This is a genomic window from Bacillus sp. AFS040349, assembly GCF_002577655.1.
GTDB lineage: Bacteria > Bacillota > Bacilli > Bacillales > Bacillaceae > Metabacillus.
In genome coordinates this window covers 1-14,951 of record NZ_NUMC01000069.1, presented here as the reverse complement: position 1 = coordinate 14,951, position 14,951 = coordinate 1, and the positions used below count along the sequence as shown (strand labels likewise).

Here is a 14,951-nt window from a genome sequence, read left to right as displayed (position 1 = left end):
ATCTTTTGACACTACCTTACTGGCTTGTAATTCAGCTTGCAAACTTTCTTTCACACCTTGAAGTTGTTGATGAATTTTATCAAGATTTTGATAGGCATTTGCATGCAGTGTATTACCCAGCACCTTGATTTCTTTTGCACGTCTTTCTAGTCTATCATATTTTTCCAATAGATTGCGAGCTTCATCAAGATTTCCTTGTTCTTTGGTGCTGTTAATTGTATCCAGTAATAAGTACATAGAGACTTCATAAATAACGGTTTCTTTTGCTATTTTTGCAGGTGTAACAGATTCACTATTGAAACGATTTCTTAGCTCAGGACCATACAAACGACTGTATACCCTTTCACTTTTTCTGATATCAGCAGATTGCTCCTGGTAAAGACTAACTGTTTCATCTGTAAGTTCTTGGTTCGTGATCATCTTATCAACTAATTGATTTGTTGAACTTGATAGTGTGTTTGCTAACTTAATAGAATCAATTAAGTTTGCGGTACGTAATAGATGTTCTCCTGCTGGAGTGCTACTATCTAATGTTACTTGGCTGCGTAAAACATTGTACAAACTCATTAAATCTTGATTTTGACTAGTTACAGCTGAGTTTAAGTAATAGTTTGACGCGGTTTGCCATAGCTTCTGTGCTTCTGCATCTGTTGAAAAGCTTAAATCGTTTGATAATTCGTTGTGACGTTTTGCCCCAAGATATCTTTTATTCCAGTAAGACTCTTCAAGATTACTTACTGAAATACCTCTTGAAGAAGAGGCATGGACAAATTCTTCGTTTCCAACATAAATTCCTGCATGTGATGCACCAGGCTTATATGTAGTGAAAAATACAATATCCCCAACTTTAAGATCTTTAACAGGTGAGAGGCTTTTTGAAGCATACATATCTGCGCTTGTTCTAGGAAGCGAATAACCATATTCGTTGAAAACATAGTTAATATAACCCGAGCAATCGAATCCTGATGGTGTTGTGCCGCCGAATCTATAAGGAACACCCAGGAATTTTTTGCTATAGTTTATAAATTCGGCTTCATTTGACAAACTCGAAGCATGACTTTTCATTTGAAAGGATAGTAGAACGATAGGTAGCAGGAATAAAATCAATGCGTACTTTTTCATAAAATATCAACCCCTTTAGTTTCACTCTTGTATTATAACAAGAATGTTACACCCGTTCTGTAACAATAGCGTTAAATATGTCGCTTTATGTTACAGGAATATTACAATTTAGTAGATTTTCCGACAGTAACCACCTATATTATTGCATATTTTACAGTATTTTCTAATGTAAACTAAAAAAAAGGAAGGGCATCAAGCCCTCCCTATCTTACAAATACTTCTCTATTAACTTCGCTTTCTGAGCTTCTGTTACAAGTTTTGCAACAAGTGTTTCAAACTGCGCTTTTTTGTCATTATACTGTAACGTTAGTTCTTCATGGGGCTGTCCCTGTATTACTAGCTGTTCTATTTCTGTAGAAAGCTTAAGGATTTCTTCCCCAAGCAATACTGCTTCTTCAAAGGTTTTCACTTCTTGAAGCTGCTCAATTGCTAGGTTATACTCTGCTTTTTTCGCTTCATCAAGAAGAGTAGGATCGGCAGAAACGTTAATTCCCTTTAACTCAGTAAATAAAGAAAGTTCAGGTGAAATCTCAGTTACCTGCTGGTAGCTTGTATAAAGCTCATTCACTTTTGCAATTGTTTCGTTTGCTGTTTCAAGGTTTGTAACACCTGCTGCTTCCTCATACAACACAACAATTTCCTGCTTCTTTGAAACAAGCTGTGCTTCGATAGTTGGAAGATCAGGGTATTTACCTGGATATAACTTGTTACCGTCTGCTTTAATTTGAACAGAACGCTTTTCTAGACGGTCTAACATTGCAAGTTTATCTGCTGCCTGTTTGTATTCTGCTTTTGTAATATGTTGCTCGATTTCAGAAAGAAGGTTATATCGAGATACTTCATAGATCACATATTCTTTTGAAATTTTCCCTGGAACAATATATTTGTCACCGAATAAATTGCGGTATGAACTACCATATACTCGACTAATCACTTGCTCTGCTTTTTTTATTCTATAAGAGAGCTCGTCATATTCTTTAACAACAGAATCATTCAGTGCACCTTTTTTCACAAGAGCATCAAAGCTTTGCTTTTCAGTAGAAAGCTCGTCCCCTACTTTTACAGCATCAATAAATCTTGCTGCATCAAGTTTGCGTGCTTTTGCTTCGTTAATATACGTTGTTAAGAAGTTTCGATCAGAGCTTGTAAGCCCAGATAGTGACTGCTCAGCCGTTTTAATTAAGCTGCCTGTTTTGTTATAAGAATTCATAAAGTCTGTACTTATAACAATATTATTCACACTTTTCACTTTACTTGTATGATAAGGTCGTAATGCTTTGCTAGTTAAGAAAGCATCATTTACTTTTTTCGTTGCTGCTGATTTTACACTGTTGTATTTGTTCATAAACAGCTTATAGCCTTCGTTTGCTGTATAAAGGCCAATTGCCCTATTTTCACTCCAAATACTTGGGAAGTATGAAAGTGGCACACTTGTTTCACCAACGTATGGAGAAATTTCAATCGTAAAGGCTGGTCGCTTATAGTGAGCAATAAACCAATCGGTTAAGCCTCCACCTGATGGACTCGATTTTGGATAAATAAGTGAATAACCTGTCATCCTACCAATTTGTTTCGCTAATGAATGGTCACGATTATAACGTGATCCAGATTGATGAAAATTCCAGTAAAGAATTTCACCGCTACTATGATAGCTAACAATGATTTCAGGCTTTGTTTTGTTAATAAAATCAACCATTGTAATTGTTTCTTTTGCAGAATTTTGTTTAGGACCTTTATAGTTTTTAAAATAAGGTCTGCCTGGGTCACAACAAATGCCAGCCCAGTTTGCATCATATTGTCTGTTTAGATCAATTCCCTTTGCATTCGCTTTCCATCTTTTGAAGTCCATGCTGCCGTCATTTGCTTTGATTAAAAATTTATGATCAGAGCTTGGAAACTTCTTTAAACCGAATTGCTGCAATGTTACCCCATCTGGATTAACCATCGGAACAAACCAAATTGTCGATGAATGAATGATGGACTTTACATTATAGCCATCAATTGATTTACCGTTTTTATATGCTTGTGCATATTGTTCAAGCATATTCATGTTAACCATTGTTGTCATCCATTCACGGGCATGGTGTGATCCGTTAATTTGAACAACAGACGGACCGTTTCCTAAAGACACGGCATAAATATTTCGACCATATTCACTTTTTCCGATCACCTTATATTTAATAAGGTCCGGATAAGCATTAGCAAGTTCCTTAATATCTTGTTCCATGATTTCATACGTATAAACCTGGTTGTTATTCACAACTGCTGCTGATGCATGTGATGGAACAAAATGCAAAACACCTAATCCTACGAAGAATAATAAAAGAAATAATAGCTTTCTCGACAACTACGTATCCCCACTTTCACAAGTTTTTTCTCGTTATCTACGAACCTATTAATCATATCAAAAAAAAGGAGATATTTGTCGTTTTTTAGGAAATTGTAACTATTTTCATAAATAACAATTGTAAGTTTTATAAATACGTATATAATACACCTTTAAATTAAAGCCCATAAAAAAACCTCTCCATCTTATCCGGAGAGGTTCAGTAATAGCATTAATTCTTAATAAACTCAAAATCACTCTTACTATCTTTCACATAATATCCGTTCCCAAGGTCCATTTTCCCATTGGCAATAGCTGAAACTTGATATAAATTCCCAGCTTTTAAGGTAGAGTGATAAGCACCTTGTGGAGAGTATAAAGAAATGTTCCGTTTCGGCTTTACATATCCTATTAAATACTTAGTCTTGCTGTCTGCTTTAATCGTATAACCGCCGCCAACGTGATAGGACGTATTGTCATAAGAATAAACTCTTATTGCCTCACCTACTTGAAGCGTACGGTGTACTTTTCCGTTTGGATCAAGTAATGCTGTTGGCTTCTTAATAAGCGCCCGCCCAATGAACACAGAAGTTTTGGTATCTTGGTGTCTAATATAGTATGGGCCACCCACATTATACTGATGACCTAAAACACCATACACTCTAATCTGCTCATCTTTTGATAAGTTGCGGTACAACGTATACGTATTGTTACTGTTCTTTTTATAAAGACCAACATTGTCTGCACGGATAATCACTCGTGCAATTGGGTGACTGTGATCAGTTGGCAATGATACTTGCGGAATTTGCATAGTACTTAATTCATACTTGTACGAAGCAACTTCACTAACCTTCGTTCCATAAACTGTAGCTGCTTTGATATTCGTTGTTTCATAAATAGGAATGGCCCTTCTGTACGTTACGCCATTTGTTGCTGAAGGTGTTGAACCATCTAATGTGTAAATGACTTTCCCAACCGAATCTGTTTTTAATTGAACGTCAAACGGTTGATTAAAAGAGCCTGACTGAACATTTGATGTTGGAGTCGTTAAATTAACATTTTTCAAGCCAACATCAGCGTAGATTGTGTATGGTGTTGAAGACCAATGATTATAATAATCATACAGCACAAGGTAATACTCTCCTGCAGTGGCATTAAACGTATAGTCCTCTGCCTCACCAAATCCATAGTTGTCGATGTAATCAATGACTTCATAATCTGCGCCATTTTTTCTCACAATCTCTGCGTATAGATCCAAATCTGTTGAAAATCCATTAATGAGAATATCAACGGTTGTAGACTCTGGAACATTAAAATAGTAAACATCAGAATCATAAGGATGATCAATCTTCTCAGTATGAGAACCATATTGACCGATATCAAATGCACCAGTTGCCTCGTCAGACACATCGTTTGCAAGAGACGGATATGTTAGCTGCAAGCTATTGTAGGCGTCCACAATGCCATATCCTGTGTCAGGTATCCACTTCCCATTACTTGCACCAAGCCCTAATGCCCATTCAATATACATAGGAGAAAGAGTCGGATCTTTACTTTTTAGTAAAGAAGCAATGCCGGCAACGACCGGTGATGAGAAAGATGTACCATCAGTAACGACGTATCCACCGTTTAAGTGGAGGGCGTATATCTCTTCTCCTGGTGCTGCAACATCAATCATATCTCCACGATTTGAAAAGGAAGCAAGTGCTTTCGCTTTATTTGTGGCCGACACACTAATTACAGGAGTATATGAAGCAGGATAAAACGGATCACTCGTACTACTATTCCCTGCTGCCGCAATAAGAGTGATTCCTTGGTCAAAGGCTGCCCATAGTGCTTCACTTTCAATATCAGAATAATAAGCACTGCCGTAGCTCATGTTTATAATATCCGCACCCTGTTGCATGGCGTAATGAATTCCTTTTACTGCATTTTCTACTGTTGCTTCTCCAGTACTGTCACTTATTTTAATAGGAATGATCTTCACATTAGGGTTAATACCCGCGACACCATCACCATTATTTGCTATAGCGGCGATAATGCCAGCTACAGCTGTTCCATGTCCATGATCATCAGCTGGATTTGAATCATTATTAACAAAATCATAACCTTTAAGGACCTTTCCAGCTAATTCTGGATGAGAAGCATCGACACCTGAATCGATAACGGCTACTTTTATTTCATTTTTGAAGGAAAAATAGTCCCATGCTTTTGAAACATTCGTGGCTGGGAGATACCATTGTTTGGAATAATAATAGTCGTTTGGAGTTGCTGTTGTATTAAGCTTCACATTAGGTTCAGCAAATTCCACTCCCTCTAATTCTTTTACCTTTAATAATGTAGTTTCATAGTTTAGTTGACTAGGAATCTTCATTGTAATCAATTTAGAATTAGAGTCCGCTAGATTTGTTGTATCAACTTGCTGAAGGCCAAGTGCCTCTAAATCGCTTACTGTGACATTTCCTTTAACAATCAATTCACGGTTTTCAATTTCACTTAATGGTACCTGTGCTTCCTTATTGTCTTTTCCTTTAGACCTTTGTGTTCTTTCTGGTAAAATTGTATCAATTCCTTCACTTGATACAACTTTCGGTACTTCCTCTGCATAGGCAGACACTGCGGTGATACTTAACAAACACATAACTGCGATGCTAAAACTTATCATTTTTTTCATCTTGTTGTCCACCTATCCTTCATTTGGCCAAGTTAATAATAGAAAGGACCAACCCAAACGTGGATCAGTCCTTATCAACTTTAGCTTTTCGAGTATTTCATTATATTTTTATCATAAAGGATATAGTACCCGTTTCCAATATCTAATTTATTTCCATCAGTACCAGAGATAAAGTACTCTTCTCCTGCCGATAACGTCAGAACCGGCTCGTCCTCTCCGTATTTATAAAGAGGTGTTTCTTCTAACAAAGTAAGAGATCCTGTGTAATACGTAACCTCTGTTGATTTTGCAATGGTGTACATAGAACCAACATCATAGTTTTCTTCATCATAGTTGTAGACGCGAATTTCTTCACCAGGCATCATCATTCTGAAAAGCTCACCGTCTGGCTTTAAAATTGGTGTTGGAACACTTGTGGCAACACGACCGATATATGGTGTTGTTTTTGAATCCTCATGGAATACATAGTAGCCACCACCAGTATGATAGTACGAACCTTCTACCCCATAAACGCGGAATGCTTGTTTAGCTCCTAGTGTTTTAACAGGAACCATTCTGTTTCCTTGCTTTTGATATAAAACAACAGGTCTTTTCGTATAAACACGGGCAATTGGGAATTCAGATTCTGTTACTGTAACATGTGGTAACAGTATTTTCGTCGGAACAATCGCCTTATCACTTGTTAAGGAAGACTTTTTGACTCTCCAGAGATTTGCACCGCTGTTAAAGTAAAAATATCCTTTATGATCTGAAACTAGTGTGTTTACATCACCTTGTCTAAAAATATTAATTCTGTAGTTTTCAAGGTTTACTTTAAACAACGTATTGTGCACAGTTCCATATAAGTAGCCATCTTCACCATCTAGCAGAGACTCATTTCTTCCCATTCCTAGTACACTTTCAGGAATGATTGGGTAAATATCGACCTGCTCAGAATCCGGCTCTTCAGAAGGTGTATAGACGATAAATTTATTATCAAGAATTCCGTAGATTTTTCCATCAGAAGACCACTTTAATGCAGATACCATGTTGTGATAACCTTTTAATGCAGTAACTTCTACTGGTTCATATGTTTCCTGATTTAAATCAATTTTAAAAATGTTCGCGCCGTCTTCTGTTTTTGCTCCTGAACCATCATAAACAGATGTACCGGCATATAAGATGTTATTTTCTTCGTCATATGTAGCCGATATCACCCGTTGACCTTCTTTTAATGTAAATTGCTCGATCATTTTCTTTTTACTTACATCATAGATTGTCATCAAGCCTGACTTTTCGCCACGCTTCGGAACGGAACCGATAAACAAACGGTTATTCTTCTCATCAGAAACCATCACAGAAGGTCTAGTTTGTCCTACTTCTGATAATGATAATAACTTAGCAGGGTTTGAGTTTTTAACCCAGTTGGCATTTGGATTATATTCATATATATTTGCTGACGGATATGTTCCAAAGTATATTTTGCCACTTTGTTCAGCCACACTTTCAACCTGTCCTAATCCACTGAAAATCTCATTTGTTGTTGTTTGTGGATTATAACGGGATAAATGTCCTGAGATAAATCCTGAACTGAAAATATCACCAGTTGAACTGCTGCCGATTTTAAACAATTCAACAAACTGTGGTGGTAAATCCAGCATCATAATCGAAAAACGATTTTGATTGTACTGATACTCATAAAAGCGCCCACCGTTACCAGCTAAACCAACAACCTTCTGAACTCCCGGTAGGATGTCTAGTGAAACTGCGCTTGAGCCATATAAATTGGATTGAATCTTCTCGCTTGTTTTCGTTTCATAATTATATTGATAGAGTGAACCATCATTGCTATAAAACACAATAGGTTCATTAGGTGTCTGACCAGAAACTCCTCGAGAATTCGCATCAAATCGATGAACCATCTCATCTGTTTCTAAATCAAAATGAAGGATTTCATTTGTTTCTTCCATTTTCGCAAATAGCTGTCCATCTACTAAATTCAAATCATAGACAGAAGAGCTTGTCCTGTCATAGTCTAACAGGTTGACCTTCTCATTTGTTGTTAAATTCCACTTTATTAAAGCCGCTGGTGAACCTACCCCAATATACAACGTGTTTTCACTTTGATCGTACTCAACACTTCTTGCATATTGTCTTCCGCTTAGTACCGTTCCTAAATCTTTAAATCCTTGATTTTGATTATAATAGAATACTCGACCTCCATATGATGTGACGCCGAAAAGTCGGTCACCTTGCTCATCATATGCCATATCCCAAATAACTGTATCGGAATTTGTTGTTGCTTTTCCTAAATCAGTTAGTTCACGCGTGTTGATATTATACTTATAAACGTGTTCATTTGGAGTTGTCCCTATATAAACAATTCCAGTTGAGGTAGACTCAATTGACCATGCCGCCTTAGCCCCCTCTAACTCACGTAAATCAACGACCTTTTTTGTGTTATAATCAATCACAGCTAGCTTTGCAGGCTCACCTTGTAGCAAGCTTACATAATAGTTTATTCCTTGTGATGAAACCATTTTTCCTTTAATCACATTTACATATTCAACTTTTGGTCCTAAATTCTCAAAAATAGAATCTCCCTCCGTTGCAGCACTGCTTTTTAATGGAGTAAGAAAAGAAATACAAAGCAACACGATAACACTTACACTTAAAACCTTTTTCATAATAGACAAATTGTTCTACTCCTCGACTTGTTTTTACATATATATCCTATCATTAATATAAGAACACGTCATTAAGGTTTCATGTAAATTTCAATAATTTAGAATTTGTTCATATTTTGAAAAATTGGTTTTCAATACCTAAATTTTACACTTTTTGCAATCAAGGACTTAATTACTAAGAAAAGATAAAACTTTCTTCATAAAAAATGAAAAAATCAATCCATTCTAGTGAAAATGTGGTAAAATAATGAATGTTCCCGTTATTACATTTTTATGGTAAGATTCCATTTTATTGGACAACCTTCCATAATTATGTCTAGTTTTAGTAATACAAAAGTTGGGCTTTTCTTTTAGACAAGTGTATGATGAACATAAAAGCCTCCTAACCGGAGGCTTTTATGTTACCAGTACAAATCTCCATTAATGACGAATAAATGTCATCTTACTTCGATCAATCAAAATATAATACCCACCACCAACATAAAAACGATCCTGATCAATACCATACACTCGAATGAATTCGTCCTGTCGAATGGTTCTGTGTACCTTGCCGTTTGGATTATAAAGCGTTAAATTTGCTTTCGGCTTAATAAACCCTTCATAAAATGAAACATTTCTAGTCGGTTTCACATAATAGCCCCCACCGACCTGATATTTCTGATCATCATAGCTATAGACACGAAGTGCTTCTCCCTTTTTAAGATATCGGTGAAAAGAACCATCTGGTTTATAAAGAATTTCCCTATCCTTTATGAGAAGGCGTCCTATATGCAGAGCCATATCACTTGACTGCTTAATGTAATATCCGCCACCAACATCATAACGGTTGCCAAGTGCTCCATATACATTAATTGTTTCTCCACTTTTCAGTGTTTTATAAGTAATAAACGAACCATTTGCTTGTCTTTTTACTAAAGGTGTATTCTCTTTTAGTGTTAAACGTCCAATGATTTGCTCATGATTGGTCGGCAGCACGGTATTTGGTATTGAGATGGCCATATTCTCCTGGTTCGGTGTTACAAACAAGAGCTGACCTATATAGATAACATCTGTCGTTAATGAATTATACTGTTTTAATTGATCAACAGTGATTCCATTCGCTTTTGCAATTCCTGATAATGTATCTCCAGCTCTAACAATATAGGTAGTCTGTGTGGTTGAAGTGGTATCACCACCACCCGTTGAATAATTGCCATCAGGGGTTGTACTCGAATGAGTAAGCATCCACGTTTTATAATTATCCCAAATTGCAGGATCTTCCTGCCCTAAACTCCAACTACCCGTACCTTTAAGATTGTATTTATGCACCAGATCGACCTTTGTTTTAATTGATCGTGAATCCTCAAACCACACATTATACTTACCCGTTGTTAATGTCCTTCCAGCAATAGTGATTGTTGGATCTGTTGACTTAATTTCAAATGTCAATTTAGGAGATTGTGTATTTTCGTCGTACGTAATTGTGTGCTTATATTTACTTTTAATTTCATTCACACGAGAGTTTGAGATTCCGTATCCCCCATAAGATTCTCCCTGCTTCCAATAACGTCCATAGAACGGGACCCCAAGAACAATTTTTTCTGGAGGCACTTCTTCACCTAGCGCATATTTAATTGAACCTTCCACAAAATCAATACTTGCTACCGGGCCCTCAGGACTTCCTTGGAAGCTTTCATCATATGCCATGATCATTAGATAGCTAGAATACTTTGCAAGCTCTTTATAGTTATAAGAACCGTGCCAGCCCTTATTCCATCCATATGGATTAGCCGCCACCGCAACAGACACTTCCTTGTCAGCGGGAAGCTTTTCTCTAAGCAACCGAACTAAGTCCGTGTAATTTGTTTGATCTACCTCTGTAACATTTTCAATATCAACTTGAATTCCATCGAGATTGTACTGAATAATGGCGTTGGCAATCTGTGTAGAGAGCTGTTCCCGATTCGCTAAGGCAGCTCTCCCGACATTTCGATCCCAGTGATTACTTAAAAACGGGACAACCTTGATCCCTCTAGCATGCATCTCATTAACAAATGTCGCATTCACCTGAGTAGTCAGCTTTAAGCTTCCATCTGAGTTAAGATCAAAAAAACTAGGGGATACAAGATTTAGATTTCCATTAGTCCGATCAATTTGTCTAATATAACTACTTGTATTACCGAAGTACAAATACGTCATATTAAAATCTGCTTCATGCGCCGATACTTCTACTTCTCCCTTTGCAAAAGAAAAACTGGAAACCAGCAACAAGCCTGACACAACCTTTATTGTTGCATTTTTTATGTTCGGCAATCTTGTTTGCACATAACTTCTCGCACTATCCTTTAAATCCTGCTGCTTCCCCTCCTGCCCAAGCTCACTAGCAAACTCCGTTGAAAAAGGATGCAAATACAAAACAATCGTACACTCGTTTTCTCCTGTTAAAACCTGATGTCTCTCAAATAACTCCATAATGACACTCCTTGAAAACGGATCGTGGTTATTAGTTTGTACAAAGTTTGGTGGATTTATTTAGGGGAGGTGGTGTAGGACCGAGGAGGTGGTGCCTGTCACTTCCCGGAGTTTGTCGAATGAGGGTGGAACTCGTGCCTGTCACTTCCCGAAGTTTGTCGATTAGATCTTAAATCACCAAAGAAAAGAACCCTGTAGATTCGACTACAGGGTTCTTGGGTCTTTTTTGGATTAATGTTTCGTGTAAACTACTTTGCTGTCAGCTTTTACGTAGTATCCGCCACCAACGTTTAAGTTGTCTCCATCTACGCTATATACACGGTATGTGCTGCCTTTAGCTAAAGTTTTTTCAGCCTTTCCATCTTTCATTAAAGATGTATCAGCTTTTACTGTTACAAATCCAACATAAAAGTAAGTTTTTCCGCCATCATGTTTTACAGTATAACCGCCGCCAACATCATATACGCCATCTTCTGAACCGTAAACTTTGATTGCTTCACCTTTTGTTAATGTACGGAATACTGATCCGTCAGGCTTGTACATTGTAGTATCTTTCTTAATTAAGATACGTCCAATGTGTTTACCATCAGCTGGTTTTTCCGGCTTGTCATTATCATCGCCAGGTACATAGTTTTCTTCAAGAAGATCAAAGATAATTTTCGCTTGATCTGTGTTATCGATTAATCCAGCAAAACGCTCGCTTTGTGGACCATATGCAAATACAGGTACATCTTCACCAGTGTGTCCACCAGTAGTCCAACCAGTTACAGAATGATCATTTACGATTGCTTCGATTGCATTATCGATTGCTGTACCGTCTTTTGCAGCAGCAGCATCTTTTACAGCTTTAAATTCTTCTGCAGTGATTTTGCTATAGAAATCAGCAGCAATGTGCTTCTTCATGATTCCTTCAACATCAGCTTTGTCGCCAGCTGCAAAGATTTCAGCTGCAATGTAGTCAGGTGTTTTTGAGAAAGCTTTAATTGGTCCTACGTGGAAGTTGTAGTCTCCACCTGGAGAAGCTTTTGTGTTAGATCCAAGAGAAATACCACCAGTAGCATGGTCAGCAGTTGTAACAACTAAAGTGTGACCATCTTTTTCAGCAAATTCGATTGCTGCTTTAAATGCTTTTTCGAAATCTTCCATTTCACTCATCGTACCAACAACATCATTGTCATGCTCTGCCCAGTCGATTTGGCTTCCTTCAACCATTAAGAAGAAACCATCTTCGTCCTTGCTTAAACGCTCGATTGCTGTTTCAGTCATTTCTTCTAATGAAGGAATGCTGTCTGGACGGTCGATCATTTTTGGAAGACCACCATCAGCGAATAAACCTAAGATTTGCTCGCTATCATCGTTCATAAGCTCTTCTTTTGTTGATACAGTTGTATAACCTGCATCCTCAAATTCTCCTACAAGATCACGCTTATCTTTACGCATATCAGCAGAGAAGTTCTTTAAACCTCCACCAAGAAGAACGTCTAATTTATGCTCGCCATTTACTAATTCATCAAAGTAGTCATTAGCGATTGCATCCATATTTTTACGGCTCTCATCATGTGCACCATAAGCAGCTGGTGTAGCATGCGTAACCTCAGAAGTTGCAACTAAACCAGTTGCTTTTCCCATTTCTTTTGATTGCTCAAGAACTGTTTCGTATGGATTTTTTTCATTGTCCATACCGATTGCATTATTGTATGTCTTGATACCAGATGCCATTGCTGTTGCTGCAGATGCAGAGTCAGTAATGTTTTGTGCTGGATCATCCGGATATGTAGTTTGCATTCCGACTAAATACTTGTCGAACTCAGTTGGTTCCATTTCTTTTGTTTTCGGATTATCCTTCATGTAGCGGTGTGCAGCAAGCGGAGAAGGCCCCATACCGTCACCAATTAAAAAGATAACGTTTTTAATTTCTGGATCGCCTTTACTTTTTGCACTTGAAACAGTTGTATTTGATGTTGCCCCAATAACACCTGCAATGGCTACTGAAGATAGAATTGTAACCGGGACTAATTTCTTGAAAAGATCTTTACTTTTCATTGCTCATCCTCCTACTAGTTATCTTGTACACTAGTTTTATATTAATAGAGTTTTGTTAACCAAGTATTTACCTATTGTAAATTGTGGTAAAAATTATGTAAAAAATGTAAATATATTGTCAAAACATTGTTTACTTTTTTCCATTGTCGGGAAGTTTACTAGTTTGTGATAAAAGTTTGCTATAATTCTAGTAACTCTAATAAAAGGTGGTAGGTAGGATGTTGATGCTAAGGAGAGCCTTGTTACTAGTGATCCTGTTTTTTAGCTTCTCACATGTACAAGCTTATGCGGGTTCTTGGGAAGTTCCATATAAAGATGCATTAAACGTAGCTAATCAATTGAAACAAAAGCAAACATCATTTGATCGGGCAATCAATCAAGGAAATCTTGAGTTAGTCGATTCTTTATATAATGATTTTTCAGCTATGATCGGAAAAACAGAAAGAGCTATAGGGAAGGTTCCACGCAGTTCAAAGCGTGAGTATTTGTTGAAAGAATTTGTAAGACCAGCAAAAATCTCCAGAGAACGGGTCATTTATGAAGTATCACAGCTTCGTTTGCTAGAGCAAATCGATGCAAACGTGAAAAAAGGAAGCTTTAATGAAGCAAAAAACTTACTAGCAAAGCTTGATCGTTTAAAGAAGAGAGCTGTTGAAATTAAGAATGCGGGTGGATATGCTTCACTACCTGCTGCGGTAAATAGCTATCTTACAAATTATGAAAACACCTTGAGAGATACAATAGAAACAGGTAGTGCACCTAGCCTTTATTCTTCTATTTATAATGGAATCTCGAGTATAAAGCCAGAAATTAATGTTGGGAGTTTTTCAAAGGATTCAGATGTTGTTTTTGAAACATTGAATTCGGTTCTTCAAGATCATCCCGAGCTTTTTTATTTTAGCTATAAAGGGAGTTTGTTCTGGTCTGATGGGAGATTTGAAATTAAGTATCTTTATTCTACTAGTACAATCTTATCGATGAAGAGTCAGTTAGAGCAAAAGGCTAATCAGATTCTGGCTCAAACGATTACTCCTGGCATGTCTGAGTACGAAAAGGTAAAGGCCATTCATGATTACCTAGTTTTGAATATGGCGTATGATTATGATAATTATCTGCGAGGGTCTCTACCTGAAGATTCTTATAATGTGTATGGTGCACTTATTAAAGGGACAGCGGTTTGTGAAGGCTACACTGAAGCTATGATTTATTTGTTAGGTAAGTTGAATATTGAAACGAAGTATGTAACAGGTACAGCTAACGGTGGGGCTCATGCTTGGAATAAAGTAAAGATCGATGGTGCGTGGTATAACGTCGATGCAACTTGGAATGATCCTGTTCCGGATAAGAAAGGGTATGTGCGTTATGATTACTTCCTGGTGACGGATAGTGAATTGGCGAAGGATCATAAGTGGGATAATTCTGGGTTTCCGAAGGCGACGGATGGGCGATATATGAAATAGGTGGTTTTTAGATATGGCGGGCAGTCCAATTTTTGTGGAATTGGGCTGTTTTGTTTTATGTGAGACTATTGCGGCTTATGGTGAAGGTGTTTTGTTATTGATTTTGTTTATGAACGACAGTTTTCTCTTTTTTTGATTGTGGTTTGTCGTTCTTCATCTTATGAAAACCAATTTCCCCAATTTTAACTGCCACTTTGGTCTTCATCCAC

Annotated in this window: 6 protein-coding genes and 1 pseudogene; 1 reads left to right on the top strand and 6 read right to left on the bottom strand. The window is 37.3% G+C overall.

Annotation, left to right across the window (positions count from 1 at the left end; genetic code table 11):
- From COD11_RS15645 to COD11_RS15620, 6 genes and pseudogenes are all read right to left on the bottom strand, one after another.
- On the bottom strand, window positions 1–1,122 hold a 1,122-nt coding region (locus COD11_RS15645; RefSeq protein WP_098797841.1), incomplete at its 3' end, for an NlpC/P60 family protein.
- 208 nt (window positions 1,123–1,330) lie between these two features.
- A complete protein-coding gene (locus COD11_RS15640; protein ID WP_176551107.1) occupies window positions 1,331–3,469 on the bottom strand; it encodes a M14 family zinc carboxypeptidase in 2,139 nt (712 codons plus the stop codon).
- A 211-nt stretch (window positions 3,470–3,680) separates the two neighbouring features.
- Complete coding sequence (locus COD11_RS15635; protein ID WP_098797840.1) at window positions 3,681–6,122, bottom strand: S8 family serine peptidase; 2,442 nt, start codon at window positions 6,120–6,122, stop codon at window positions 3,681–3,683.
- Window positions 6,123–6,202: 80 nt separating this feature from the next.
- Window positions 6,203–8,797 carry a ligand-binding sensor domain-containing protein gene (locus COD11_RS15630; RefSeq protein WP_098797839.1) on the bottom strand — a complete coding sequence of 865 codons (2,595 nt, stop codon included), beginning with the start codon at window positions 8,795–8,797 and terminating at the stop codon, window positions 6,203–6,205.
- A gap of 411 nt (window positions 8,798–9,208) precedes the next feature.
- Window positions 9,209–11,239, bottom strand: a complete 2,031-nt coding sequence (locus COD11_RS15625; RefSeq protein WP_098797838.1) for a glycosyl hydrolase family 18 protein — start codon at window positions 11,237–11,239, stop codon at window positions 9,209–9,211.
- Window positions 11,240–11,878: 639 nt separating this feature from the next.
- Window positions 11,879–13,282 (bottom strand): annotated as a pseudogene (locus COD11_RS15620) (alkaline phosphatase); the annotation flags it as partial.
- 218 nt (window positions 13,283–13,500) lie between these two features.
- On the opposite strand from COD11_RS15620, the gene COD11_RS15615 reads away from it, so the two are divergent.
- Entirely contained in the window at window positions 13,501–14,742 is a 1,242-nt protein-coding gene (locus tag COD11_RS15615; protein WP_098797836.1) for a transglutaminase domain-containing protein, read from the top strand.
- Window positions 14,743–14,951 lie beyond the last annotated feature (209 nt).